This window comes from Mesorhizobium argentiipisi (SeqCode), from assembly GCF_037179585.1.
Classification (GTDB): Bacteria; Pseudomonadota; Alphaproteobacteria; order Rhizobiales; family Rhizobiaceae; genus Mesorhizobium; species Mesorhizobium argentiipisi.
The window spans coordinates 46982-69867 of the sequence record NZ_JAPYKO010000006.1 but is presented as its reverse complement, the minus strand read 5'-3'; the positions used below and the strand labels follow the sequence as shown (position 1 = coordinate 69867).

Annotated in this window: 26 protein-coding genes; 10 read left to right on the top strand and 16 right to left on the bottom strand. The window is 64.1% G+C overall.

The window, feature by feature from the left end; genetic code table 11:
- Positions 1–16: 16 nt before the first annotated feature.
- From flgH to O7A05_RS11320, 12 genes are all read right to left on the bottom strand, one after another.
- On the bottom strand, positions 17–721 hold the full coding sequence (flgH, locus tag O7A05_RS11375; protein ID WP_337093166.1) for a flagellar basal body L-ring protein FlgH: 705 nt from the start codon (positions 719–721) through the stop codon (positions 17–19).
- Positions 718–1323, bottom strand: a complete 606-nt coding sequence (locus tag O7A05_RS11370) for a MotE family protein (RefSeq protein WP_337093165.1) — start codon at positions 1321–1323, stop codon at positions 718–720. The genes flgH and O7A05_RS11370 overlap by 4 nt, the downstream gene beginning before the upstream one ends.
- Positions 1324–1331: 8 nt before the next feature.
- Positions 1332–2420 carry a flagellar basal body P-ring protein FlgI gene (locus O7A05_RS11365; protein WP_337093369.1) on the bottom strand — a complete coding sequence of 363 codons (1089 nt, stop codon included), beginning with the start codon at positions 2418–2420 and terminating at the stop codon, positions 1332–1334.
- A gap of 149 nt (positions 2421–2569) precedes the next feature.
- Positions 2570–3091, bottom strand: a complete 522-nt coding sequence (flgA, locus tag O7A05_RS11360; protein WP_337093164.1) for a flagellar basal body P-ring formation chaperone FlgA — start codon at positions 3089–3091, stop codon at positions 2570–2572.
- Between the two features lie 6 nt (positions 3092–3097).
- Positions 3098–3886 carry a flagellar basal-body rod protein FlgG gene (gene flgG / locus O7A05_RS11355; protein WP_337093163.1) on the bottom strand — a complete coding sequence of 263 codons (789 nt, stop codon included), beginning with the start codon at positions 3884–3886 and terminating at the stop codon, positions 3098–3100.
- A gap of 7 nt (positions 3887–3893) precedes the next feature.
- Complete coding sequence (locus tag O7A05_RS11350) at positions 3894–4223, bottom strand: flagellar hook-basal body complex protein FliE (protein ID WP_337093162.1); 330 nt, start codon at positions 4221–4223, stop codon at positions 3894–3896.
- Complete coding sequence (flgC, locus tag O7A05_RS11345) at positions 4223–4639, bottom strand: flagellar basal body rod protein FlgC (RefSeq protein ID WP_337093160.1); 417 nt, start codon at positions 4637–4639, stop codon at positions 4223–4225. Before flgC ends, O7A05_RS11350 begins: the two co-directional genes overlap by 1 nt.
- Positions 4640–4641: 2 nt before the next feature.
- Positions 4642–5022 carry a flagellar basal body rod protein FlgB gene (flgB, locus tag O7A05_RS11340; RefSeq protein WP_224584028.1) on the bottom strand — a complete coding sequence of 127 codons (381 nt, stop codon included), beginning with the start codon at positions 5020–5022 and terminating at the stop codon, positions 4642–4644.
- An 84-nt stretch (positions 5023–5106) separates the two neighbouring features.
- Positions 5107–5886, bottom strand: coding sequence for a hypothetical protein (locus O7A05_RS11335; protein WP_337093159.1), 780 nt, complete (start codon positions 5884–5886; stop codon positions 5107–5109).
- On the bottom strand, positions 5867–7273 hold the full coding sequence (gene fliI / locus O7A05_RS11330) for a flagellar protein export ATPase FliI (protein ID WP_337093158.1): 1407 nt from the start codon (positions 7271–7273) through the stop codon (positions 5867–5869). The genes O7A05_RS11335 and fliI overlap by 20 nt, the downstream gene beginning before the upstream one ends.
- Before the next feature lie 4 nt (positions 7274–7277).
- Entirely contained in the window at positions 7278–8000 is a 723-nt protein-coding gene (gene flgF, locus O7A05_RS11325) for a flagellar basal-body rod protein FlgF (protein ID WP_337093157.1), read from the bottom strand.
- A 7-nt stretch (positions 8001–8007) separates the two neighbouring features.
- A complete protein-coding gene (locus O7A05_RS11320; protein ID WP_224603900.1) occupies positions 8008–9129 on the bottom strand; it encodes a DUF1217 domain-containing protein in 1122 nt (373 codons plus the stop codon).
- Positions 9130–9276: 147 nt separating this feature from the next.
- On the opposite strand from O7A05_RS11320, the gene motA reads away from it, so the two are divergent.
- From motA to O7A05_RS11290, 6 genes are read left to right on the top strand one after another with little or no spacing between them, the layout of a single operon-like run.
- Positions 9277–10152 (top strand): flagellar motor stator protein MotA, encoded by an 876-nt coding sequence (motA, locus tag O7A05_RS11315; protein WP_337093155.1) that lies wholly within the window; start codon positions 9277–9279, stop codon positions 10150–10152.
- A gap of 34 nt (positions 10153–10186) precedes the next feature.
- Positions 10187–11122, top strand: a complete 936-nt coding sequence (locus O7A05_RS11310) for a FliM/FliN family flagellar motor switch protein (protein WP_337093154.1) — start codon at positions 10187–10189, stop codon at positions 11120–11122.
- Between the two features lie 30 nt (positions 11123–11152).
- Positions 11153–11533, top strand: a complete 381-nt coding sequence (fliN, locus tag O7A05_RS11305) for a flagellar motor switch protein FliN (protein ID WP_337093152.1) — start codon at positions 11153–11155, stop codon at positions 11531–11533.
- 43 nt (positions 11534–11576) lie between these two features.
- Entirely contained in the window at positions 11577–12599 is a 1023-nt protein-coding gene (locus tag O7A05_RS11300) for a flagellar motor switch protein FliG (protein ID WP_337093151.1), read from the top strand.
- Between the two features lie 24 nt (positions 12600–12623).
- On the top strand, positions 12624–13706 hold the full coding sequence (gene flhB / locus O7A05_RS11295) for a flagellar biosynthesis protein FlhB (RefSeq protein ID WP_337093150.1): 1083 nt from the start codon (positions 12624–12626) through the stop codon (positions 13704–13706).
- 17 nt (positions 13707–13723) lie between these two features.
- Entirely contained in the window at positions 13724–14161 is a 438-nt protein-coding gene (locus tag O7A05_RS11290; protein ID WP_337093148.1) for a hypothetical protein, read from the top strand.
- Positions 14162–14324: 163 nt separating this feature from the next.
- On the opposite strand, the gene O7A05_RS11285 is transcribed toward O7A05_RS11290, so the two are convergent.
- From O7A05_RS11285 to O7A05_RS11270, 4 genes are all read right to left on the bottom strand, one after another.
- Positions 14325–15095 (bottom strand): helix-turn-helix transcriptional regulator, encoded by a 771-nt coding sequence (locus O7A05_RS11285; protein WP_337093147.1) that lies wholly within the window; start codon positions 15093–15095, stop codon positions 14325–14327.
- A complete protein-coding gene (locus tag O7A05_RS11280) occupies positions 15092–15802 on the bottom strand; it encodes a helix-turn-helix transcriptional regulator (RefSeq protein WP_337093146.1) in 711 nt (236 codons plus the stop codon). The genes O7A05_RS11285 and O7A05_RS11280 overlap by 4 nt, the downstream gene beginning before the upstream one ends.
- 433 nt (positions 15803–16235) lie before the next feature.
- The gene (locus tag O7A05_RS11275) at positions 16236–17267 is read right to left on the bottom strand and encodes a histone deacetylase family protein (RefSeq protein ID WP_337093145.1); all 1032 of its coding nucleotides are present in this window, start codon (positions 17265–17267) and stop codon (positions 16236–16238) included.
- 42 nt (positions 17268–17309) lie between these two features.
- A complete protein-coding gene (locus O7A05_RS11270; RefSeq protein ID WP_337093144.1) occupies positions 17310–17963 on the bottom strand; it encodes a TetR/AcrR family transcriptional regulator in 654 nt (217 codons plus the stop codon).
- 251 nt (positions 17964–18214) lie between these two features.
- Here O7A05_RS11270 and O7A05_RS11265 point away from each other — a divergent pair, with 251 nt between their 5' ends.
- The 4 genes from O7A05_RS11265 to O7A05_RS11250 all read left to right on the top strand — a co-directional run bounded on the left by O7A05_RS11265 (position 18215) and on the right by O7A05_RS11250 (position 22877).
- Positions 18215–19882 carry an amidohydrolase gene (locus tag O7A05_RS11265; protein WP_337093143.1) on the top strand — a complete coding sequence of 556 codons (1668 nt, stop codon included), beginning with the start codon at positions 18215–18217 and terminating at the stop codon, positions 19880–19882.
- Between the two features lie 139 nt (positions 19883–20021).
- Entirely contained in the window at positions 20022–21125 is a 1104-nt protein-coding gene (locus O7A05_RS11260; protein ID WP_224707849.1) for an ABC transporter ATP-binding protein, read from the top strand.
- Positions 21125–22072, top strand: coding sequence for an ABC transporter permease (locus tag O7A05_RS11255; RefSeq protein WP_224707850.1), 948 nt, complete (start codon positions 21125–21127; stop codon positions 22070–22072). The genes O7A05_RS11260 and O7A05_RS11255 overlap by 1 nt, the downstream gene beginning before the upstream one ends.
- Complete coding sequence (locus tag O7A05_RS11250; protein ID WP_337093142.1) at positions 22065–22877, top strand: ABC transporter permease; 813 nt, start codon at positions 22065–22067, stop codon at positions 22875–22877. The genes O7A05_RS11255 and O7A05_RS11250 overlap by 8 nt, the downstream gene beginning before the upstream one ends.
- The last annotated feature ends 9 nt before the right edge of the window (positions 22878–22886 follow it).

Here is a 22886-nt window from a genome sequence, read left to right as displayed (position 1 = left end):
CAGCGCTCTCCCGGCCCTAGAAAGGAAGAACCTGGTCGAGGACCTGCTGGCCATAGGCCGGCTGCTGAACCTCGCTCACACGGCCACGGCCGCCATAGGAGATTCGCGCCTCGGCGATGCGCTCGTAGGGGATGGTGTTTTCGGCGCCGATATCGGACGGACGAACCATGCCGGCGATGGTCAGCACCCGAAGCTCGTAATTGACGCGAACCTCCTGCGAGCCTCTGATCATCAGATTGCCGTTGGGCAGCACCTCGGTGACGACGGCCGCAACATTGAGCTCCAGGTTCTCCGAGCGCTTGATCTCGCCGTCGGCATTGGTCTCGGTGCTGGAGCTCAAGCCGGCGTCGCCCTTGCCGCTGGTGCTCCTGCCGTCCCATCCGAGCGTGACGTCATAGCCGAGCTTGCGCGCGGCGGTGCGGCTGCGGTCGTTCTGGTTCTTGAAATTGGCCTTGTCGTTGAGCCTGATGTTGACGGTCAGGATGTCGCCGGCGCGCAGCGCGCGCGGATCGGTAAACAGCCGGCTCTGGCGATCGTCCCACAGCGAGAATTTCTTCGGCCGCGAAGCAGGCGGTTCGGGATAGCTGTAGGGGCCGGAACCGCCTTCATCGATGCCGGAACCGACCGGCGACAGAGCGGGTTCCCGGCCGATCTCCTTGAAATTGGTGCCGCAACCGGACAGCGCCGCAACCGCGACGAGGACAAGGAATTGCAACTTCATGACGGATCAACCCTTCGCGCCGCGCTGGCCATGATGCCGGTGAGCGTCGCCGCCGCCTTCTGGTCCATTTCGTTCAGGATGACGCCGGCCTTGCGCGAATCGAGCTTCATCAGGATGGCGGCCGCGAGCTCGGCATTGACCATCGCCAGACGTTCGGCGGCCGCATCGGGCTTCATGCCGGCATAGATCTTGACGACGCCGTCCTCCGCGCGCGCCAGGAACACTTCGCGCCGCTTCAGCCATTCCTCGTACTCGGCCCGCTTCGCCTCCAGCGCCTTCATGCGCTCGTCGATGCCGGCCTGCAGCTGCTTCAATTCCTCGGCCTGAAGAGCGTAGCGGCGGTCGCGCGCGGCGTCCGCAATGTTGGAGCAGAAGCGCTGGACCTCGCTTTCGTCGGGCGCCTTCCCGGCCGCGAGCGCGGCCGGCTGCGCCGGCTCCCTCTCGCGCGTGAGTTCGGCCGGCTGGAGCGGGGCCTGCCCGCCAGGCAGCACCTGCCGAACTTCCTCAGCGCCGACGGAAGCGCCGCCAAGCAGCACGGCCGCTGCCGCGGTGGCGATCATTGTGAGGAGGCGACGTGTCTTCGAGGAAAAAAGCGCGATCATCGGCGTGCCTATTGGAGAACCAGGTCGGCCTGCAAGGCGCCGGCCGATTTGATGCCTTGCAGGATTGCGATGATGCCGTCGGGCTTCACACCGAGGCGATTGAGGCCGGAGACGAGCGTTTCGAGGTCGGGACCGTCGAGCACGGCAACGCGCGCGTCGGGCCGGCTCGCTTCGATGGCGGTGAAAGGCTCGACAGCGGTTCGACCCCTGGAGAACGGCTCCGGCTGGACCACCTTCGGCGCTTCGGTGATGCGCACGGTGAGCGTGCCGTGGCTGATCGCTACGCGCGAGATCCGGACATTGCTGCCGATGACGATGGTGCCGGTGCGCTCGTCGATGACGACGCGGGCAGGGGCATCGGACTCGACGACGAGGTTTTCGATCTCGGCATAGAAACGCGCGGCGGAGACATTTGTCGGTCGCCTGATCTGCACGGTGCGGGCATCGCGCTCGGCGGCGACGCGCATGTCGAAACGCTGCGAGGTATAATCGTTGATCGCGTCGGCGATGCGGATGGCGGTCGAGAAATCTGGGTTGCGCAATTGCAGCGTCAACACGCCCTGGTCGTCGAACTCGGCCGGCACCGAGCGCTCGACGATGGCGCCGTTCGGCACGCGGCCGGCGGTGGGCACGCCCTGCGTCAGTTGTTCGGCCTGACCCTTGGCGGTGAAGCCGCCGACGATCACCGATCCCTGGCCGACGGCATAGATCTCGCCGTCCGCCGCCTTCAGCGGCGTCATCACCAGCGTGCCGCCGGCGAGCGAGCTGGCGTCGCCCATCGAGGAGACATCGATGTCGATGCGAGCGCCCGACTGGACGAAGGGCGGCATGTTGGCGGTGACGATGACGGCGGCCACGTTCTTGGCGCGCGCGCTGCCGCCTTCGGTGGCGATGCCGAGATTCTCCAGCATGGCGCGGATCGACTGTTCGGTGAAGGGCGAGTTGCGCAGGCTGTCGCCAGTGCCGGCGAGGCCGATGACCAGGCCGTAGCCGACGAGCTGGTTGTCGCGCGCGCTCTGCAGCTGCGCGATATCCTTGATGCGCGCGGCGACCTGGCCGGGCGGCAGTGCGCTTGGGCCGGTCGAGACCCGGAACATGCGCTGAGTGGTGGCTGGATCATATTCCGGATCGTCGTAGACGCCGCCGTTTTTCTGCGCGAGCTCGCGCTTGGCCTTGGGTGTCAGCCCATCCGCCAATGCCGGCTGAAGGCCGATGGCGGCGCTCAGCAGAAGGACAAAGGCGCGCATCACGAAGCGCCGACCTTGATGGTGCCGTCTGCCATCACCGTGCCCGAGATGATCTTCCCGCTGTCGATGTTGCGGATCTTGATCTGGTCACCGGCCGCACCTGGCTGCAATGTGACGCCGGCTGCCGAAATGGTGAGCGCGCCGGCGGTGAAATAGACCTGCACGGAAGCGCCCTGCTCGACCAGCCAGGCGTCGCGGATGGCGGTGACCGGGATATAGCGTCCAGGCAGAAGCGTGCGCTTGGCGACCTTGCCCTGAAGCTCCTCCGAGCGCGCTGCCATGCCGTCCGGCTTGTGCTTGCCGGGGATGAGCGTCACCTGTTTGAGCGAGGCGGACTCGATGGCCTCGCCGGGATAGATGACCCGGTTGGGGATCAGCACGGCCTCGCCGACGGGCTGGCCGGCGGCGATCTGGCTTGCCGACTGGCCCGTCGCGTCCTGCGCGAAAGCCGGCATGCCGGCGGCCACCAGGACGGTGGCCAGCGCGGCGCGACGGAGTGCGGAGGAGATCGGCCAGGCCATCATCCGTTACCTGATGTTCTTGGAGACCACGGAGGCCATGTCGTCGGCGGCCTGGATGACCTTGGAGTTCATTTCGTAGGCGCGCTGCGCCGAGATCAGCTCGGTGATTTCCTTCACCGGATCGACATTGGAGGACTCCAGATAACCCTGCTGGATCGTGGCAAAGCCCGGATCGCCGGGAACGCCGACATTGGCCGGGCCTGAGGCAGCCGTCTCCTGGAAAAGGTTATCGCCGAGCGGCGCCAGGCCGGCCTCGTTGGCGAAGTTGACGATCTGAAGCTGGCCGAGCAGTTGCAAATTCGTCTGACCGTCCAGGCGGGCAAAAACTTGGCCGGTCTTGTTGACGATGACTTCGACGGCGTTGGTCGGCACGGTGATGGCCGGAATGACGTTGGCGCCGTCCACAGTCACCAGTTGCCCGGTGGCATTGGTGTTGAAGGCGCCGGCGCGCGTATAGAGGGTGCCGCCGTCGGCGCCCTCGATCTGGAACCAGCCCCTGCCGGTCAAGGCCAGGTCGAAACTGTTGCCGGTGCTGGCCAGCTCGCCCTGCGTGTGGACGTTGCGCACGGCCGTCGTCTTGACGCCAAGACCGATCGAGACGCCTTCCGGCACCAGCGAGGTGTTGGAGCGGTTGGGCACGCCCTGCGTGCGGTCGACCTGGTAGAGCAGATCGGAGAATTCGGCCCGCGCCCGCTTGTAGCCGGTGGTGTTGATGTTGGCGATGTTGTTGGCGATGACTTCCAGATTGGTCTGCTGGGCATTCATGCCGGTGGCGGCGATGGCAAGGGCTTTCATGACGGTCCTAAATGCTCATGCGACTGATTTCGAGATAGGCCGAGACGACCTTGTCGCGGATGGCGATAGTGGTCTGCAGCGCCTGTTGAGCGCTCAGCACCGCATCGACGACCTGGCGCGTGTCGGCATCGCCCTTCAGCGCCTGTATCGACATCTGCTCGGCGCCCTGCAGCGTGTTGACGGTTTTCGTCGCCGCCTGGCTGAGGACTTCGGCGAAGCTGCTGCCGACGCTTTCGCCGGCCTGCGTTCCGACACCGCCCTGCAGCAGATTCGGTGACGCCGACTCCGCTCCGTCGACTGCCGTCTTGAATTGTATTGCCCCGATACCGCCGATCATTACTGGTTCCTCATCAGGTCGATGGTCATGGAAATCAGATCGCGAGCCTGCTTGATGACCTGCAGGTTGGCTTCATAGGAGCGGTTCGCCTCGCTCATGTCGGCCATTTCGACCAACGTGTTGACGTTGGGCATCTTGACGTACCCCTTGTCGTCGGCGGCTTCGTTGCCGGGCTGGAATTCGATCGGGAAGTCCGAAGGATCGCGGGAGATCGCGCCGACTTCCACCAGCGAGCCGCCCGTTGCACGGTCGACCTCGGACTGGAAGGTGATTGTCTTGCGGCGATAGGGATCGGCGCCCGGCGTGTTGCCAGTCGACTGGGCGTTGGCAAGGTTTTCCGAGACCACGCGCAGGCGCTCCGACTGGGCGCCAAGGCCGGAGGCCGCGACTTTGAGGGCTGCGGTGAGGGCGTCCATGGTCAGCTCTTCACCACCATCGTCATCATCGAATGGAAGGCCTTGACGATTGCCGTGTTGAGCTCGAAGGAGCGGCGGACCTCGCCGGCCTTCATCAGCTCCTGTTCGAGGACCACGGTGTTCTTCGACGGCATGATCGCGCCGTCGGGGTCCTGAGGCTTGACGTTGAAGCCGGCATTGGCCGTTTCGGCGCCGAGGTGGCCGGCCTGCGTGGCGGCAAGCGTCACCGCGGTCCGATCGAGGAGCTTTTCGAAGGGCTCGACGTCATTGGCCGTGTAGCCCGGCGTGTTGGCATTGGCGATGTTGGAGGCAATCGCCGACTGGCGCACGGCCAGCCATTGCGACTGCCGCGTGGCGAGATCGAAAAGATTTACGGGTTCCATGGGAATCTCCCGGGCAAGTACGCACAAGACTAGGCGGCCAGTCTTGCGCGGACCTTGCGCGGGATGGGCTTGTGCCCGGCGCGGCTATTTCGAGAGCTGGATCACCTTGTCGGTGCTGGTGACAATCACCCATTTGCCGCCGCGCTGTTCGATCGAGGCGACGCGGCTGGAATCGGGCAGGACAGAGCCGCGCTGCACGAGCCACAGACCGGTATCGTCCTCGATCATGGCGCGACCATTGGCGACATGCACCATCTTGAATTCCGAAGCGGCGGCGGGGAAGGGCTGGTCGCCGGGCGCCGGCGTGGGATCGTCCTCAACCGTTCCGGTGGCAAAGAGGTCGATATCGGCATTGGGAACGTCCTTGGCCGTCAGCGGCCCGCCGCGTTCGGCCACGACACCGCCGCCCTCGCGTCCGGAGTTGCTGCCGCTGCCGCCGAACTTGATGGCCTGAACGCCGAACTGCTCCTGGTTGAAGAAGATGTACCAGGGAAACAGCGCGCAGATCAGGCCGAGCGTGATGCCGAGCGCGGCGATGACGAAATCGCTGCGGCGGTCGGCGCTCTTGTCAGCCAGGCGCGGGAACTGCGCTTTCGGCGGCTCCGGCCATTCGGTGCGGGGGAAAAGGCCGTCGAGCAGGGAATCGCGGCTGGCCTGTGCGACATCGGCGGTCTCGGCGGTGGATGTCCGCGGCGGATACGACCTGTCGGCTCTGGTCAGAAGTGCCGTTGCCTGTTCCATCTTGGTGCGCGCGGCCCTGTCCTTGGTAATCCTTGCCGCGTCGGCCTCGGCCCTCTCGGCCTCGGCAAGCATGTCACGCAACATGCGCTCGGTGTATTGGAGCTCAGTCTCCTTGATCGCCATTCAGCTTCCCCTTGAGGTGGCGGGCGAGGTCGGCGAACGGATCGGCCGACGCGCGGTCCCTCGGCGATTGCGTGAGCGCCTCGTAGATCAGCGGCACCTGGCGCACCGCGTTGTCGAGCTCGGCGTCGGCGCCGCTCTGGTAAGCGCCCAGCAGGCGAATGTCGCGCGTGTCCTCGAAGCGTGCGATCATCGATTTCAGCTTTGTCACCAGCATGCGCTGCTCGGCGCTCCAGACCTTGTCGGCAAGGCGTGAGATCGACGACAGTGGATTGACCGGCGGATAACGGCCCTGCTCGGCGAGCGCTCGGTCGAGCACGACGTGGCCGTCGAGAATGCCGCGCACCGAATCGGCGACCGGATCATTATGGTCGTCGCCGTCGACCAGCACGGAAATGATGGCGGTGATCGAACCCTTGTCCTCGGCTCCAGGCCCGGCGCGTTCGAGCAGCTTCGGTAGGTCGGTGAAAACCGAGGCCGGATAGCCGCGCGCGACCGGCGGCTCGCCCGTTCCGGTCGCCACCTCGCGCAGCGCATGCGCAAAGCGGGTGATGGAATCGAGCACCAGCAGCACGCGATGGCCTTGGTCGCGGAAATGCTCGGCCACGCACATGGCGGTGTCGGGCGCGCGCCGGCGCATCATGGCGCTTTCGTCGCTGGTGGCGACGACGGCGACGGTCTTGGCCATGCTCTGGGCGCCGATCGTATCCTCGAGGAATTCGCGCACCTCGCGGCCGCGCTCGCCGATCAGCGCCACGACCACCGTATCGAAGGCCGCGGCGCCGGCAAGCATGGCAAGTAGCGTCGACTTGCCGACGCCGGAACCGGCGAAGATGCCGAGCCGTTGGCCGAAGCAGAGCGGGGTGAAGATGTCGATCACTCTGACGCCGGTGAGGAAGCCGGTGCCGACGCGTTGGCGCGCTAGGGCGCCCGGCGTCGCGCCGTGCGCGACCTCGGCGGCATTCGGCCTGATCAAGGGCGGGCCGCCGTCAATGACGCGGGTCAAGGCATCGATGGCGCGCCCGCGCCAGGAGACGTGCGGGGTGATCGCGAGCGGGCCGCGGCGAAAGACGGCGTCGCCGATGCCCGCATCGGCGCTGCGTTCGAAGGGCGCGACCACCACCTCGTCGCTGCCGATCTTGACGATCTCGCCGCGTCGCGCGCCGGCCTTGCCGCGCTGCTCGACGATGTCGCCGAGCCTGGCAATCCCGGACAGGCCCCGGACCTTGTAATGCGTCGGCGATATCTCGGCGACGCGGCCGCCGCGTGCAAGCAGCGCCTGCGGATCGTCGAACCGCCGCCAGACGCGTTCGAGCGCGGCCAGCCTGTCGGTCCGTTCGGTATCCGGCGGGTTCTCGGAGGCGCGCAGCAGGGACGAGCCGGTCGTCATGCGGTCACTTCGAGCCGAGCGTCTTGATCGCGTCGTCGGTGGAGGAATCGGCCTGCCGCATCAGCGCCGCCGTGTTCTCGAAAGCGCGCTGCACCTGGATCAGCCGGGTCATTTCCAGCACCGGGTTGACGTTCGATTCTTCCAGAAATCCTTGAGCGATACCGACGTCCGAACGATCGGTGACGGGTTCGGGCGTGCGCGCCGGAACGATGCCCGAATTGCCATAGCGCACGAAATTCTCGCCGGGGTCGAAATTGTAGAGGCCGATGGCGCCGACCAGCTGGTCGTTCTGCCTGAGCGAGCCGTCGGCGCCTGCCTTGGGCGGGCCGTTGCGCGGATCGAGCTGGATCGGGGCGCCGCCGGCGTCCAGCACCGGGTAGCCTTCGATCGACATCAATTCGCCGTTCTCGTTCATGGAGAAGCGGCCGTCGCGCGTCATCACCGTGCCGGCGGGCGTGTCAATGGCGAACCACGCATCGCCCTGCACGGCAAAGTCGAATGGGTTGCCGGTTTCGGTCAACGCGCCATGCGCGCCGGAAAGATAGGTCTTGCCGGAAGAGGCGAAGGAAACTGACTTCGGCCCGGTGCCCGAGACCACGTCCTCGAACTTCACGCCGGTGGCGCGAAAGCCGATGGTCGAGGCGTTGGCGACGTTGTCGGCTATGGTGTCGAGACGGCGCTCGAGCGCGATCTGAGAGGAAAGGGCGACGTAAAGGCTGTCCTGCATGATCTTCTCAGAACTTCAACTGCTGCATGGCCATCATCAGGTCGGTGGATATGCCGACACTGGTCGGCTGCGCGAAGAGCACGCTGACCGACGTCACCGCTGTCGAGGTGGGGTGGTTGATCTCGTACATGCTGGTGAAGCGGGTCAGGAATTTGCTGAGCTTCTCGGGGTCGGTGAAGTCTTTGATGTCGAGCTTCTGCTCGAACAGCTGCGCCTGCTTGTCGATGTCGGCGGTAGCGAAGGAATCGGGCAGGCCGAGCGCGGTACGCGCCACGCTGGCCAAAGCGGTGTCGGCCAGCACGTCGTACCAGCTGGTGATGTCCGGCGCCTTGCGCTGGAAATAGAGCGCCAGCCGCACGCCCTCGTTGGTCTGGCCGGCGTCCTCTTCCAAGGTCTGGCGCAGGTATTTGTCGACGGTCGGCTGCTGCGCTGGAACATAGGTGGTGGCATTTGCGCCGTACTGCTCGAAGTTGAGGGCCGAGGCCAGCCCGGCATAGGCCTTGTTGGTCTGCTTGTTGGCAACGCTGTCCGGATCGCGCACACCGCCCTCAAGGACCTGCCTGATCAGGTCCTTGTCTTCGGTGGCGGAGTCGAGACCGAATGCGGCCAGCGCGTAGGTGTAGAGCCGGTCGTTCGACATCAGGTCGTCGACCGATTTCACCTTGGTGATGTTGGCGAGATAATATGTCGTCTCGCCCTTCACATAGTCCGAATCCGGGTCGAGACCGGCGATCTCAGCCTGCATTGCGTAGTTCTTCGTGACCAGCTGCTGCGCCGGATTGTAGACCGTCGCATCGGCGCCATCCGCCGCGAAGTTGAAAGCGCGGACGAATTGGGCGTAGCGCTTGTCGGTCAGCTTGTTGGCGAAGCTGTTGGGATCGGAGACGCCTTCCTTGAGCGCCTTGACCATGAAGGCTTTGGCATAGTCCATGTTCTCCAGCCCGTAAGCCTTCATGGCGTATTTGAACAGGCGGTCGTTTTTGACGAAATCGTCGATCGATTTCACCTTGGTGATGTTGGCCAGATAGTATTGGGTGTCGCGATCGACCGTCGGCTGCTGCTCGATGCGGGCGATAGACTTGGGGATGTCTTTGGCGATCAACTGGTAGCTGAGGTAGGTACTAAGCAAAGGGCGTGCCTCCGGCCGAAGCTATCCCCGCACAATAGCGTCACTTCCTTGCGCGAAGCTGAATCGCTTCCGCTGCCTGCGATTCAAGCCTCACACAAGGCACGGCGACTATTCCTGATCACGACGTGACGTGCGGAAGGACCTGTCGTGGGCATTCTGATTGGACTTGTGGTGACGCTCGGCTGCGTTCTCGGCGGCTTCATGGCTATGGGCGGGCATCTGCACGTGTTGCTGCAGCCTTGGGAAGCGGTGGTCATCTGCGGCGCGGCGCTCGGCACTTTCCTCGTTGCCAATCCGATGAAGACGGTCAAGGACACCGGCAAGGGCATTCTCGAAGCTTTCAAGCAGGCGGTGCCGAAGGAGCGCGACTATCTCGAGACGCTGGGCGTGCTGCACAGTCTGATGCGCGAATTGCGCTCGAAGTCGCGCAGCGAGGTCGAGGCGCATATCGACAATCCGGAAGAGTCCGCAATCTTCCAGGCCTTTCCGACCGTGCTCAAGAACCACGACTTGACGAATTTCATCTGCGACTACTGCCGCATCATCATCATCGGCAATGCCCGCTCGCATGAGATCGAAGCGCTGATGGATGAGGAGATCCAGACGATCCGCAGCGACAAGCTCAAGGCCTATCACGCGATGGTCGCGGTCGGCGACGGCCTGCCGGCGCTGGGCATCGTGGCGGCCGTGCTCGGCGTGGTGAAGGCGATGGGCGCGCTCGACCAGTCGCCGGAAATCCTCGGCGGCCTGATCGGCGCCGCACTCGTTGGAACCTTCCTCGGCATCTTCCTGTCCTATGCGGTGGTCGGTCCGGTCGCCACCAAGATCAAGACGGTGCGCGAAAAGAAGAACCGCCTCTACATCATCGTCAAGCAGACGCTGCTTGCGTATATGAACGGGGCCCTGCCGCAGGTGGCGATCGAATTCGGCCGCAAGACCATATCCTCCTACGAACGTCCGACGATCGATGCCGTGGAGCAGAGCACCATGAACGCCGGCACCGCCGAGAAGAAGGCGGCCTGAGCATGCAGCATCGCAGACAGGGCCGCCTGCCGTCATGACCAGTCCGGCCAGTCCGTCAGAAACGCGGGCCTTGATCATCGAGCGGCTCGTCGGCGACAGCGGCGAGGCGGCGCAGGTGATCGGTGTTGGCCGCGGCATGGCCGAGCGGGCGCTGCCGTTGCTGCAGAAGGCGCTTGCCGCAGAGCTCGGCGCGCCGGTGACCGTCGATCTGCAAGTGGTGGAGGTCGCCCGCGTTCCCGAGGCGCGTTCACGCGCCGGAGATGCCTTTGCGCTGACCATCGTGTCCTCGCCGGCCTCGGCCGACGCTATGACGCTGGTGATGGATGCGCACGCGGTGGCTGTCATGGTGAGCGCGCTGTTCGGCGGCGATCCCGACCAGCCGGTGGCGCCGATCGAGCGCGACCTGTCGCAGATCGAGGCCGATGTCGCGACCATCGTGTTCCAGGAGGTCGCGGCGGCGCTCAACGGATCCGGCAAGCGCTCGCTCGAGCTGCGCCTGCCGGTGCCAAAGGCGACGTCGGGCGGCGAGGCGAGGCGGCGCGTGCTGCGCGACGGCGCCGCGGTCCGCATCGTGTTCGGTGTCTCCACGCCGACGGATACCGGGACCATCACGGTGATGATTCCGCAACGCGTCCTTCTGTCTACGCGCGGAGCCACCGCCAGAACCGAAGAAGGCGAAGCCAGTGAATTCGACTGGCGGGCCCGCTTCTCCGAAGAGGTGATGCGCTCGACCGTCCGGCTCGAAGCGACGATGCCGCTCGCTCGGCTGACGCTCGGCGACCTCGCCGCGTTCGAGCCCGGCCAGGTGATCGAATTGGAGGAGAACGCCCAGCTCAACGCCAGGCTCAGCGCCCGCGACAAGACACTGTTTGTCTGCGAGTTCGGCAAGTTGGGGCAGAACTACACCGTCCGCATCAGCCATCCGCATGATGCCGGACAGGATTTCATCGACGGACTGATGCCGGGCTGACGCCAGGCACGGGAATCATGGAGACGACAGATGGCAAAAACCAAGATGGAAGCCGAACCCGATCAGCCCGACGAGCAACTCGACCGCGCCATCGAGGAACTGCGCGGCGTGCTGCGGGAAGAGGAGAGGCGTCCGGACGCCACCCTTCAGTCGAGTGCCAATTCCTCCATCATCATGACCATTCCGGTCGACGTCCAGATCATCCTCGGCAGCACGGAGATGCCCGTGTCGGAGCTGATGGCGCTGCAGAAGGGTTCCACGGTCGCGCTCAATCGCCGTATCGGCGAGCCGGTCGACGTCGTGGTCAACGGCCGCAAGATCGCGCGCGGCGAGATCACGGTGCTGGAAAGCGATCCGACGCGCTTCGGCATCCGGCTTACCGAGATCATCGCGGCGACGAAGAGCGCCTGACAATGGTCGACCGGCGGACCAATCGGCAGCGAGGGCAACACGCATGACGACGGCATTGGCGCTGACACGTCCGCAAAAGGCGGCAGCCATATTGGTGGCCATGGGCAAGCCCGCGGCCAGCCGCCTGCTCAAATTCTTCAAGCAGGACGAGCTGAAGGCGCTGATCGAGGGCGCGCGTCTCTTACGCACCATTCCGCAGGCCGATCTGGAGCGCATCGTCGCCGAGTTCGAAGCCGAATTCACCGAGGGCGCCGGCCTGCTCGATTCAGCCGATCGGATGGATACGATCCTGAACGAATCGCTGTCGCCCGAGGAGATGAGCGCCATCATGGGCGAGAGGAAGTTCGAGCCGGTCCCGGAAGGACCGCCGCCGATATGGCCGGACCTCGAGAAGCTGGAGCCGTCGCGGCTCGGCAGCTTCCTTGCCGGCGAGCATCCGCAGACGTCGGCCATGGTGCTGTCGAAGCTTGCGCCGCAGACGGCCGCCAACGTGCTGCTGACGATCGAAAAGCCGATGCGCAGCCAGATCATCAAGCGAATGGTCACGATGGCCAACATCCCGGACGTGGCGTCCAGGATCGTCGAGGACCAGCTGCGCGTGAGCGTGCTGTCGCAGAAGGCCAGCCGGGACACCACGGCCGGCCAGGAGCGCGTCGCCAGCATGCTCAACGAAATGGCGAAGCCCGAACTGGACGAACTCATGCATGACCTGGAGCAGGCCGGCACGCCCGATCTCGCCGGCGTCAAGTCGCGGCTGTTCGCCTTCGACGATCTGCCGCTGCTGCCGCAGAAAGCGCGCGTCCTGCTGTTCGACGGGCTGTCGACCGAACTCGTCACGCTGGCGCTGCGCGGCGCGCCACCGGAGCTCGCAGAATCGGCGCTGTCGGCGATCGGCGCGCGTTCCCGCCGCATGATCGAATCCGAACTCGGACAGGGATCGGAAGGCATTGCGCTTGCCGACATCATGGCGGCGCGCAAGAGAATATCGGTTGCCGCCATCCGGCTGTCGCGCGAAGGAGCTTTCGAGCTGCCCTCGACGCAGGCCGCCACCGCCGAAGCCGCCTGACGATAACCACCCGGTCAGAGCGCCATGGCTGAAGCGGTCGACAAGGATTCCAAAACCGAGGAAGCCACAGAAAAGAAGATCCGCGACACGATCGAACAGGGTAAGCTGCCCCATTCGCGTGAGACCGCGATCTTTGCCTCCTTCCTCGCCATACTGGTTTTCGCCGTTTTCTACGCCAAGGACGCGATCGTCGATCTCGGCATGTTCCTGTCGACGTTCCTGGAAAAGCCGGAAGCCTGGCCGATGGATACCGAGACCGACGTCATCTCGCTCTACAAGCAGGTGATGACCGAGATCGGCCGCGCCGTCGTCAGCCTGCTGGCGCTCTTGACGGTTGCCGGCATCGGCGCCTCGGTCTTCCAGAACATGCCGCAAATCGTCGGCGAGCGGATCAGGCCGCAGCTGTCGCGCATCTCGATCGCCAAGGGATGGACCCGGATGTTCGGCATGCAAGGGTGGGTCGAGTTCCTCAAGTCGCTGGCCAAACTCGGCTTTGCGATCGCGGTGCTGAGCTTCACGCTCTCGGAAGATCATCGCAAGCTGCTTGCCGGCATGATCACCAATCCGGTCTCGTTCGGGCTGGTCATCCGCGGCATCTTCGTCGACATCCTCGTGGCGATCGTCTTCGTCATGGGGGTGATCGCAGTGATCGACATTGTCTGGTCGCGCTTCCACTGGCGACGCGACCTGCGCATGACCAAGCAGGAGGTCAAGGACGAGTTGAAGCAGTCGGAAGGCGACCCGATCGTCAAGTCGCGGCTGCGCTCGCTGGCGCGCGACCGGGCGCGCAGACGCATGATGACGGCCGTGCCGCGCGCGACGCTGGTGATCGCCAACCCGACGCACTATTCAATCGCGCTGAAATATGTGCGCGAGGAGGATTCCGCGCCGATCGTGCTGGCCAAGGGGCAGGATCTGGTGGCGCTCAAAATCCGCGAGATCGCCAGGGAGAACAACATCCCGATCTTCGAGGACGTCGCGCTCGCGCGCTCCATGTACAAGCAAGTTTCGGTTGATAGCGTGATCCCGTCGCAATTCTACCAGGCGGTCGCCGAGTTGGTGCGGATCGTCTACTCGAAGAAGGCCGCGCGCAAAGCAACCCAATGAACGGACGCCGCTAATCCATGGACCGGCAACCACACGCCAACTCCCGCGAGCTGATCGTCGCCAGCGCCATCGAGCCCGTGGTGGGCGAATTGAGGCTCATCGACGTTGCCGACTATATCGCGTTCATCCGGCTCGAGCATCTCGCCTGCCTGTCGGACCTCGTGGATTCGGCGGTCGAGCTTTACTTCCGGCCGGGGACGCTGCGGCTCGGCCATGGCGCGGAGGCGCATGTCGACTGGAGCGGCAGCCCGCGCATCGTGCTCGATCTGGAGCTGCGGCCGCGCGGCGTGACGGTTTACTTCCAGCTCACGCTGACCGAGCACGAAGCATCCGTGGTGGTCAACTACGTGTCGTTCGAGAAGCCTGGCGAGACGCCGGAGCACAACACGGCCTTGCTCGAAGACGCGATCGAAGAGGCTCGTATCCGCAGGACCGAGCCGCTGGCATTCCCCTGATGATTGATGGCGGCGAGCCGACCTAAAGCGCGTCGCGATCCTTCAGATTCGCTCCATGCGCTTTAGGCTTTTGCTTTTGCGCATGTCTTTGCCCCGAAACCGGGTTTCCCACTTTCGGGTGACATGCTCTAGCCGCGGCACGTTCAGCGCCGCAGGCGTGACGTCACTCGATCAAGCCGAGCCGCAACGCCTTGGCGACCGCCTGGTTGCGGTTGACCGCGTTGAGCTTCTGCGTCGACTGGGTGAGATACTGGTTGGCGGTATGCACCGAGAGCTTGAGGAGCTTGGCGATCTCCTCGCTGGTGTTGCCGTTGGCGGTTAGTTTCAGGCATTCGAGCTCGCGCTTGGAGATCGAGCGCATCCGGCCGGTGTCGCTGGGGCGGATGCGCGCGACGGCCGCGAAGAGCTCGAAGGAGCGGGCGTGGATCTCGCAAAGCGTGTCGTCGGACAGCGCGATCTCCGAGCCCAGGAAGACGACCAACCCGCATTGCCCGCGATCGGCATGCACCGGCAAGGCGATGCCGTTGGTGCCGGGCGCCAGCGGCGCGGTCGGCTCGGCCCAGGCGAGCGACTGAAAGGCCTGCCGCGATCCGGCGGCGCCGTCGTCGGTCCACCAGCGCGGCGCCGTCGAGAGGCGGCTGTGGCGCACCATATCCTCGCCATTGGCGCCGGCAATGAACTTGGTGGCGACCGCGGTGCCGGGATATTCGGAATCGAAACACGCGACCAGTCGCGCGCGCTCGGGCGAGGGGCTGACGAAATAGAGGCCGAAGGCTGAGGCATTGATATCGACGGCGATCCAGCGGCAGCGACGCACGGCATCGGGAATGGTGACGGCGTGGTGGGTCTCCGAGCCAAGCGAGAAGGCGCCGAAGGGATTGTGCTGATCGTTGAAAAGGGCGGCTGCCGCCTCTTTGACCTGTGCGTGCTTCAAATGATGCCGCTCCTGATCGCCGTCGCGATCGCCATCGCGCGGTTGCTGGCCGCGAACTTCTGGATGGCGTGCGTGATGTAGCTGTTGACGGTGTTCGACGAGACGCCGAGGATGACGGCCACCTCATCGGTGGTCTTGCCTTCCGAGACCCAGAACAGGCATTCGCGCTCGCGGTCCGACAGCGGATCCTGCATGGATGCCGCCGCGATCAGCTGCGGAATGCTGGAAAGCGCATAGCAGCACTTGATCTGCGCCTTCATCAGGGCGGCCAGGTCGATCTTGCCCGCCTCGGCGGCCGAGAACAGCACGAACAGGCGCTGCCGGCCGACATTGAGCCGCAGCGAATAGATCTCGGCGTGGCCAAGCACGTCGAGCAGGCGGGCTTCCTCGCCGGTCAGCAATGCGCCGGCGTCAGGCGCGTGCGCGGCCACCAACGGCTTCGGACGTACGCCCGGCGCGACGGTCAAGGGACCCAGCGCCAAATTGGCAATCAACCTTTTGCCGATCAGCTCTATGGCGTCGAAGATCCAGTTGGAGGAGACGATGCGCGCATCGTTGCGGTCCTGGTCGTGCACGATAGCGACCAGCATGTAGCTGTCGGCGCCGATATCGGCGGCAAGCTGCATGAAGAAACTAGTGAGATCGCCGCGCGACGTCAGGCGCGAGCCTGAAGCGTCGGGTTGGAGAAGCGCGGCGGGACTGCTCATTTTGATTCTTGGATTCTTGCCGGAATCGATCCTTGTGCCCGGTGCTGGCAAAACCAACGGCCGGACCCGAAACGCGTCACGTTTACGAAGACACACTCACGGGCGCGAACGGCGCCCAACCGCGCCGAATCCTTCTAGGGAACGCGAAACCGTCCGCGTCTGGTGCCGGCCTGGCGCCGGACTCGAGACTTTGGGTGGTCGCCGCGCCCCCGTGGACCGGCTGATTCGGGTCTAATCTACCCGCAGATGAATCTGACATCAAACGCGATTTGACAAAATCGATTCCGATGGACTCGCATTGCGACTCAGCAGCCGGTCTTCGCGTTATTTGGCGTGGTTCAAAGCTGAATTGAGCCGATGATTTCGAGGCGAGGTCGTAAAAAAATACGCCCCCGGTTGCATCCGGGAGCGTATGGCTTGAACAGGAGATGGCTTAGCGATCCTCGAAGCCGGTCAGCACGCCGACGGCGTTGATGCCGATCTCTTCCACGGCGTAGCCGCCTTCCATGACGAACAATGTCGGCAGGCCGAACTTGGCGATGCGGCGACCGATCTTGGGATAGTCGACGCTCTTCAGCTTGAACTGGCTGATCGGGTCCTTCTCGAAAGTGTCGACGCCTAGCGAGACGATGACGACATCGGGGGCGTAGGCCGTGAGCTTGGCGCAGGCGTCCTCCAGCGAAGCGCTCCAGCCGTCCCAATCGGTGCCGAAAGGCATCGGGTAATTGATGTTGAAGCCTTCGCCTTCGCCTTCGCCGCGCTCGTCGGCATGGCCAAGGAAGAACGGATACTCGACCATCGGGTCACCATGCAGGTTGAGCACCTGGACGTCGCCGCGGCGATAGAAGATCTCCTGCGTGCCGTTGCCGTGATGGTAGTCGACATCGAGGATGGAGACACGGCCTGCGCCCTGGTCGCGGAACCATTGCGCGACGACTGCAGCGTTGTTGATGAAGCAATAGCCGCCCATGAAGGCAGCGCCGGCATGATGACCGGGCGGACGGCAGAGCGCGAAGGCGGTGTGCTCGCCGCCCTTGACCAGGGCGGCGGCGGTCAGCGCCACGTCATAGGAGGACTTGATCGCCGCCCAGGTGCCTTCGACGAAGGTGGCGCCGGCATCAAAGGAGTAATAGCCGAGCAAGGCATCGATACGCTTCGGCGGCACGTCGCCGCGCAGGCCGCGCGTCGGCCAGGTGAAACCCATGGCCGATCCCGTGAAGCCGGCGGCGACCCATTCCAGCCACACCGTCGGCAGGAAATCGATGTAGGGGGCTTCATGCACACGTTTCGCGGCGGCGAGGTCATGCTCGACCGGTCCGATGATCGGGCCGAGTTTCTCGCTCTCCACCCGCGCCTTGATGAATTCGGCCCGCGACGGCTTCTCGAAACCCGGCACGATGGCCGACGTGACCAGTTCCATCTGGCCTGAATGGCCGGCATGAAGTGGCGAATAGACAGTTTTCATGGAAACTCCCCTGGAAGTGCGAAATCGGTTGGAAGTGCTAAATCACTCGAGATTGAGATGAGGGCTGACCAGAGCGAGCCACATGGCTTCCACATCGTCCTCGATGAGGTCGTATGTCCTGCGGTCCCGCTTCAGCCCAACAAGCCGGCAGACATGGCCGACTTCCATCATCAGCACGCCGAGCCGGCTGGCGACCTTGTCCTCAAGAGCCGGATTCACATGCTGCAGCCACGCGGCGTAAAGGGCGATGATGTCTTTGTCATATTCGTCCTGGATCGGCCTCAGGTCGGCGTTGCCGGATATGGCCTCGATCACCGGCATCAGCGTGGCGTTGTCGAGATAGAGCCTGGATGTGTCGATGAAGAGCTTGCGCACTTCGCGCCGAAACTCCTCACGGTTGGTTGGCCGGGGGGCGTTGATGCGCTTCTGGATCACCTGAGGAAAAGACGACAGCCAGCGCCGGGCCAGGTCCAGAAGAATGGCTTCCTTGTTGGGAAAGTACTGATAAACCGAACCGACCGACAGGCCCGCGCGCTGCGCGATAGCGAGCGTCGTCGGCGTTCTGGTTCCTTGCTCCCGCGTCAGGATCAGGGCCGCATCGAGAATCCTGTCGACCACCTTGCTTGACCGTTGCTGCCGCGGCTGCTTGCGCGGTTCGAGCGCTATTCTGGTCTTGCGGTCGAGACTGCGCTTCACTGCTCGTCGCCCCCGTTCCCCGCTCGGCCCCACCATCGGCGCGCGGTGCAGTCCACTATACATTCCAAATTCCGGCTGTTGACAAACGCGAATAAACAGTCGCATTCTTTATCCACGCTGTCTTCAACGATAACAAGGGGAATTTCGAAGACGGCGCATCGGCATCGATTTTTGTCCCATGGCGCCGTCCCGGTGGAGCGGCAGCTCGTTGGACGTGCGCTGTCGATCACTCAGCAAAATGTGGAGTCGCGATGTCGGTTGGGGATGGTGGTGCGGATCTGGTGGTCGTCAACGGCCGTGTGCTGACCATGGACGACGACAATCCCGCCGCCGAGGCTGTTGCCGTCAAGGACGGCGCCATCATTGCCATCGGCAGCCGCGCTTCCATCGAAGAGCTCAAGGGACCGGCCACCAAAGTCATCGACGCTCAAGGCGGCTCGGTCCTGCCGGGCTTCATCGAAGCGCATATGCATCTGTTCGGCGGCGCGGCCGAGCTCGACAATCTGCATCTGGCCGGCGTGCATGGCTTCGACGCGCTGCGCGACGCGATCCAGGATTTCGCGGCGAAGCGGCCGGACGCCAGGCTTCTGATTGGCGCCGGCGTCGACTACGCCATTCTGCCGGAGCCAGTGACGCGCCACGATCTCGACCGCATCATTCCCGACCGGCCCTTCGCCATGTCGGCTTCGGACCACCACACGATGTGGGCGAACACCAAGGCGCTGGAAGAGGCCGGGCTGCTCCATGGCCGGCAGGTCGGACAGGGCAATGAGGTCGTCATGGGCGCGGACGGGCTTGCCGCCGGCGAGCTGCGCGAAGGCGAGGCCTTCGGACCGGTCCTCGACCATTACGGGGCGAGCCGGACACGGCTTGGCCTCGAGGGCGCCGAACCGGATCCTTATCCGTCGGCGAAGGAACTGACGGCCGATCGCGACCTGATGCACCGCGGCCTTGAATGGTGCGCCAAGCATGGCATCACCTCGATCCAGAACATGGACGGCAATCTCTACCAGCTCGAGCTGCTGGCCGGGCTGGAAAAAGAGGGACGGCTGCTGTGCCGCACCAAAATCCCCTTCCACTTCAAGAATTTCATGAAGCTGGACATGCTGGAAAAAGCCTCGCGGATGGCCGCGACTTACAATTCCGAGTGGCTGTCGTCCGGCATGGTCAAGCTCTTCTATGACGGCGTGCTGGATTCCTGGACGGCGGTGATGGTCGACGACTATGCCGACCGGCCCGGATGGCGCGGCGAGCCGCTGTTTTCGCCCGAGCATTTCGCCGAGGTGGCGGTCGAGGCCGACAGGCGCGGCCTGCAGATTGCCGTGCACTCGATCGGCGACGGCGCCGTACGGGCGGTGCTCGACGGCTACCAGGCGGCGCTGAAGAAGAACGGTCGACGCGACAGCCGGCATCGCATCGAGCATATCGAGGTGATCACGGCTCCCGACGTGCCGCGCTTCGCCGAACTCGGTGTGCTGGCCTCGATGCAGCCGGCGCATCCGCCAGGCGCGCTGAACTTCCCAATGGAGCCGACGATCTCGCGCATCGGTCGCGACAAGTGGCCGTTGAGCTATGCCTGGCGCACCCTGAAAAACGCCGGCGCGCGCGTCGTCTTCGCGTCCGACTGGCCGGTTTCGCCGGTCGATCCGATCCTGTCCATCCAGGCGGCAGTAATGCGCAAACCTTGGGCAGAAGGCATGCCGGACCAGAGCTTCTCGTTGCGGGAGGCAATAGAGGGCTACACGGTGGAGGGCGCTTATGCGGAGTTCAACGAACATCGCAAGGGTCGCCTGAAGAAGGGCTACCTCGCCGATATCGTCGTCCTCTCGGCCGATATCGAGGCGACCGCGCCGGAAGCGTTGCACACCGTGCGTCCGGTGACCACCATCTGCGGAGGGAGGGTCACATACCAAGCCTAACGATGGCATAGGATTTGCTTAATTGAATAGGGGCTCGGATCGAGTCACTGCTCCGCAGTTGCCAAGCCCGCCGGCTTGTGGTGACAATCAAACAGGAACACACCTGCCGACAAGAGCAGGCGCTCTCAATGGGGTAATCGTGCCGGAACAACCGGGTAAGAACGCGATCGAAGTTCGCGGTGTTCGCAAGGTTTTCGGAACCGGCGAAAACCAGGTAGCCGCCCTCGACACGGTATCGGTGTCGATCCGCGAGAACGAGTTTTTCACACTGCTCGGCCCCTCCGGATGCGGAAAGACGACACTGCTGAGATTGATTGCCGGCTTCGATTTCCCAACCGCCGGCGAAATTCTGCTGCACGGCCAGGACATCGCGCCGCTGCCGCCCTACAAACGCCCGGTCAACACCGTCTTCCAAAGTTATGCGCTCTTCCCGCATATGACGGTGGCGCAGAATATCGGCTTCGGACTGGAGATGCTCGGCAAGCCGAAAGCCGAGATCGAGGCGCGCGTCGCTCAGATGCTGAAGCTGGTCAAGATGGAGGCGCTGAAGGCCCGCCGCACCAGCCAGATTTCAGGCGGCCAGCAGCAGCGCGTGGCGCTGGCCCGGGCGCTGGCGCCGCAGCCGAAAGTGCTCTTGCTCGACGAGCCGCTCTCGGCGCTGGACTACAAGCTGCGCAAGGAAATGCAGATCGAGCTGAAGCGGCTGCAGAACGAGACCGGCATCACCTTCATCTTCGTCACCCATGACCAGGAGGAAGCGCTGACCATGTCCGACCGCATCGCGGTGATGTCGGCCGGCAAGATCCTGCAGGTCGGCACGCCGCGCGACATCTATGACCGGCCTGCCGAACGCTTCGTCGCCGACTTCATCGGCGAAACGAATTTCCTGCCTGGCACGGTGGTGTCGAAGCAGGGCGGCGTGGCGACGGTCAAATTCGCCAGCAGCGCCACGATCAGTGCCGGCTATCCAGAAGGCTTCAATCCGACCGGCGAGGTGACGCTGGTGGTGCGTCCCGAGCATGCCGATCTGGTTCCCGATCCGACCAAAGGCACGATTACCGGCACGCTCTCCAACATCGTCTATTTCGGCACCGACACCCATTTCCACGTAAAACTCGACGGCGACGGCGAGAATTTCATCGTGCGCCACCAGAACAGCCGTTCGACCGCGGTGACGTACGAGACCGGCGCCAAGGTCGGCATCCAGTTCGAGGAGGACGCCGCCCGCGTCCTGAAAGACTGATGACGACAGCTGCTCTCTCCTCAGCCCCGCTCTCCAAGGCCGCGTTGTTTGAAGCCCAGGCGGTGAAAACCAGCGCGCGGCGCAACCGGCTCTTGTCACTGCCGGCGCTGATCATCATCGGCATTTTCGGCGTGCTGCCGCTTCTCATCATCTGCGTTTACTCGTTCCTCGTCGCTGCGCCTTATGGCGGCGTGCAGTGGCAGTTCTCGACCGACGCCTATCTGAACTTCCTGTTCCAGCGCGACATTTTCGACGACACGCTGCAGTTCACGCCGGACTTCCTGATCATCTATCTGCGCTCCTTCCTGTTCGCGGTGGTGACGACGATCATCTGCCTGCTGCTCGGCTTTCCGACCGCCTATTTCATGGCGACGCGGCCGCCGGCGCAGCGCAACTGGTGGGTGCTTCTGATTACCATCCCGTTCTGGTCGAACCTCCTGGTCCGCACGCTGGCGATCATGTTCATCATCCGCGACGAGGGCCTTGTCAACAATGCGCTTCTGGCGCTCGGCGTGATCGATAGGCCGATCACGATGCTCTACACCAACTTCGCCATCCAGCTCGGCCTGCTCTACGCCTTCCTGCCGTTCATGGTGCTGCCGCTCTATTCGAGCCTGGAGAAACTCGACTTCCGCCTGGTCGAGGCAGCCTACGATCTTTACGCGACGCGCCGGCAGGTGCTGTGGCGGGTGATCATCCCCCTGTCCAAGCCCGGCATCATCGCCGGCTGTCTGCTCGTCTTTATCCCGGCGCTCGGCGCTTATGTGACGCCGCTGATCCTGGGCGGCGGCGTGCACCTGATGATCGGCGATCTCATCGCGCAGCAATTCGGTTCGGGCCGCAACTGGCCGCTCGGCTGCGCGCAGGCGCTGATTCTGATGGCGGCGGTGCTGGTGGCGCTGTACTTCTATGTCCGCAACACGTCGGGGAAGGTGCAGCATGGCTGAGCCCCGCGTCATGGACATCAAGGACCAGCCGGGCTTCCGCTCGATCGCCATCATCTGCCTGCTGGTTCTGTATGTGCCGGTGCTGATCCTGATGATCTTCTCGTTGAACAGCGGCTCGCTGGTCACGCATTGGGAAGGCGTCACGCTCAAATGGTATGGCAGCGCATTCCTCAACGAGGAGTTCCACAGCGCTGCGAAAAACACGCTGATCATCTCGGTGACAGCGACGATCGTCTCGACCATCTGCGCGACGCTTGCCGCGATCGGCATGACGCGTGTGAAGCCATGGCGCGGGCTCGCCGCGGCTTTCATGCTCATCAACCTGCCGCTGATGGTGCCGGAGATCATCACGGCGGTGGCGACGCTCTCGTTCTTCGCGCTGATCGCAGGCACGCTCGGGCTGAATTTCGGCATCGGCAATTTGATCCTCGCCCACACCGTGTTCTGTATCCCCTTCGCCTATATGCCGATCAGGGCGCGGCTCGAGGACATGGACCTGACGCTGGAATACGCGGCGGCAGATCTCTATGCGACGCCGTGGAACGCCTTCAAGCGCATCACGCTGCCGCTTTTGGTTCCCGGCATCATGTCGGGCGCGGCGCTGGCCTTCATCGTCTCCTTCGACGATTTCACCATCACGCAACTCGTCGCCGGCCCCGGCCAGACGACGCTGCCCCTCTACATCTGGAACCAGATCCGGCGGCCGATGACGCCGGAGATCAACGCCATCTCGACCATCCTGCTCCTGGTGTCGATCCTGTTCGTTTCGGTCTCGTTCCTGATCGCGCGGCGGCGAGCAAAATGATCCGCGAGC

What these genes read in the sequence shown, in the direction of transcription:
- flgB (WP_224584028.1), bottom strand. Translation starts at nt 5,022, where the DNA reads ATGGAACCCGTAAATCTTTTCGATCTCGCCACGCGGCAGTCGCAATGG.
- flgH (WP_337093166.1), bottom strand. Translation starts at nt 721, where the DNA reads ATGAAGTTGCAATTCCTTGTCCTCGTCGCGGTTGCGGCGCTGTCCGGT.
- O7A05_RS11300 (WP_337093151.1), top strand. Translation starts at nt 11,577, where the DNA reads ATGACGACGGCATTGGCGCTGACACGTCCGCAAAAGGCGGCAGCCATA.
- flgG (WP_337093163.1), bottom strand. Translation starts at nt 3,886, where the DNA reads ATGAAAGCCCTTGCCATCGCCGCCACCGGCATGAATGCCCAGCAGACC.
- flhB (WP_337093150.1), top strand. Translation starts at nt 12,624, where the DNA reads ATGGCTGAAGCGGTCGACAAGGATTCCAAAACCGAGGAAGCCACAGAA.
- fliN (WP_337093152.1), top strand. Translation starts at nt 11,153, where the DNA reads ATGGCAAAAACCAAGATGGAAGCCGAACCCGATCAGCCCGACGAGCAA.
- O7A05_RS11275 (WP_337093145.1), bottom strand. Translation starts at nt 17,267, where the DNA reads ATGAAAACTGTCTATTCGCCACTTCATGCCGGCCATTCAGGCCAGATG.
- fliI (WP_337093158.1), bottom strand. Translation starts at nt 7,273, where the DNA reads ATGACGACCGGCTCGTCCCTGCTGCGCGCCTCCGAGAACCCGCCGGAT.
- O7A05_RS11350 (WP_337093162.1), bottom strand. Translation starts at nt 4,223, where the DNA reads ATGATCGGCGGTATCGGGGCAATACAATTCAAGACGGCAGTCGACGGA.
- O7A05_RS11365 (WP_337093369.1), bottom strand. Translation starts at nt 2,420, where the DNA reads ATGTTCCGGGTCTCGACCGGCCCAAGCGCACTGCCGCCCGGCCAGGTC.
- O7A05_RS11310 (WP_337093154.1), top strand. Translation starts at nt 10,187, where the DNA reads ATGACCAGTCCGGCCAGTCCGTCAGAAACGCGGGCCTTGATCATCGAG.
- O7A05_RS11280 (WP_337093146.1), bottom strand. Translation starts at nt 15,802, where the DNA reads ATGAGCAGTCCCGCCGCGCTTCTCCAACCCGACGCTTCAGGCTCGCGC.
- O7A05_RS11255 (WP_224707850.1), top strand. Translation starts at nt 21,125, where the DNA reads ATGACGACAGCTGCTCTCTCCTCAGCCCCGCTCTCCAAGGCCGCGTTG.
- O7A05_RS11265 (WP_337093143.1), top strand. Translation starts at nt 18,215, where the DNA reads ATGTCGGTTGGGGATGGTGGTGCGGATCTGGTGGTCGTCAACGGCCGT.
- flgC (WP_337093160.1), bottom strand. Translation starts at nt 4,639, where the DNA reads ATGGACGCCCTCACCGCAGCCCTCAAAGTCGCGGCCTCCGGCCTTGGC.
- O7A05_RS11290 (WP_337093148.1), top strand. Translation starts at nt 13,724, where the DNA reads ATGGACCGGCAACCACACGCCAACTCCCGCGAGCTGATCGTCGCCAGC.
- O7A05_RS11335 (WP_337093159.1), bottom strand. Translation starts at nt 5,886, where the DNA reads ATGGCGATCAAGGAGACTGAGCTCCAATACACCGAGCGCATGTTGCGT.
- flgF (WP_337093157.1), bottom strand. Translation starts at nt 8,000, where the DNA reads ATGCAGGACAGCCTTTACGTCGCCCTTTCCTCTCAGATCGCGCTCGAG.
- flgA (WP_337093164.1), bottom strand. Translation starts at nt 3,091, where the DNA reads ATGGCCTGGCCGATCTCCTCCGCACTCCGTCGCGCCGCGCTGGCCACC.
- O7A05_RS11250 (WP_337093142.1), top strand. Translation starts at nt 22,065, where the DNA reads ATGGCTGAGCCCCGCGTCATGGACATCAAGGACCAGCCGGGCTTCCGC.
- O7A05_RS11370 (WP_337093165.1), bottom strand. Translation starts at nt 1,323, where the DNA reads ATGATCGCGCTTTTTTCCTCGAAGACACGTCGCCTCCTCACAATGATC.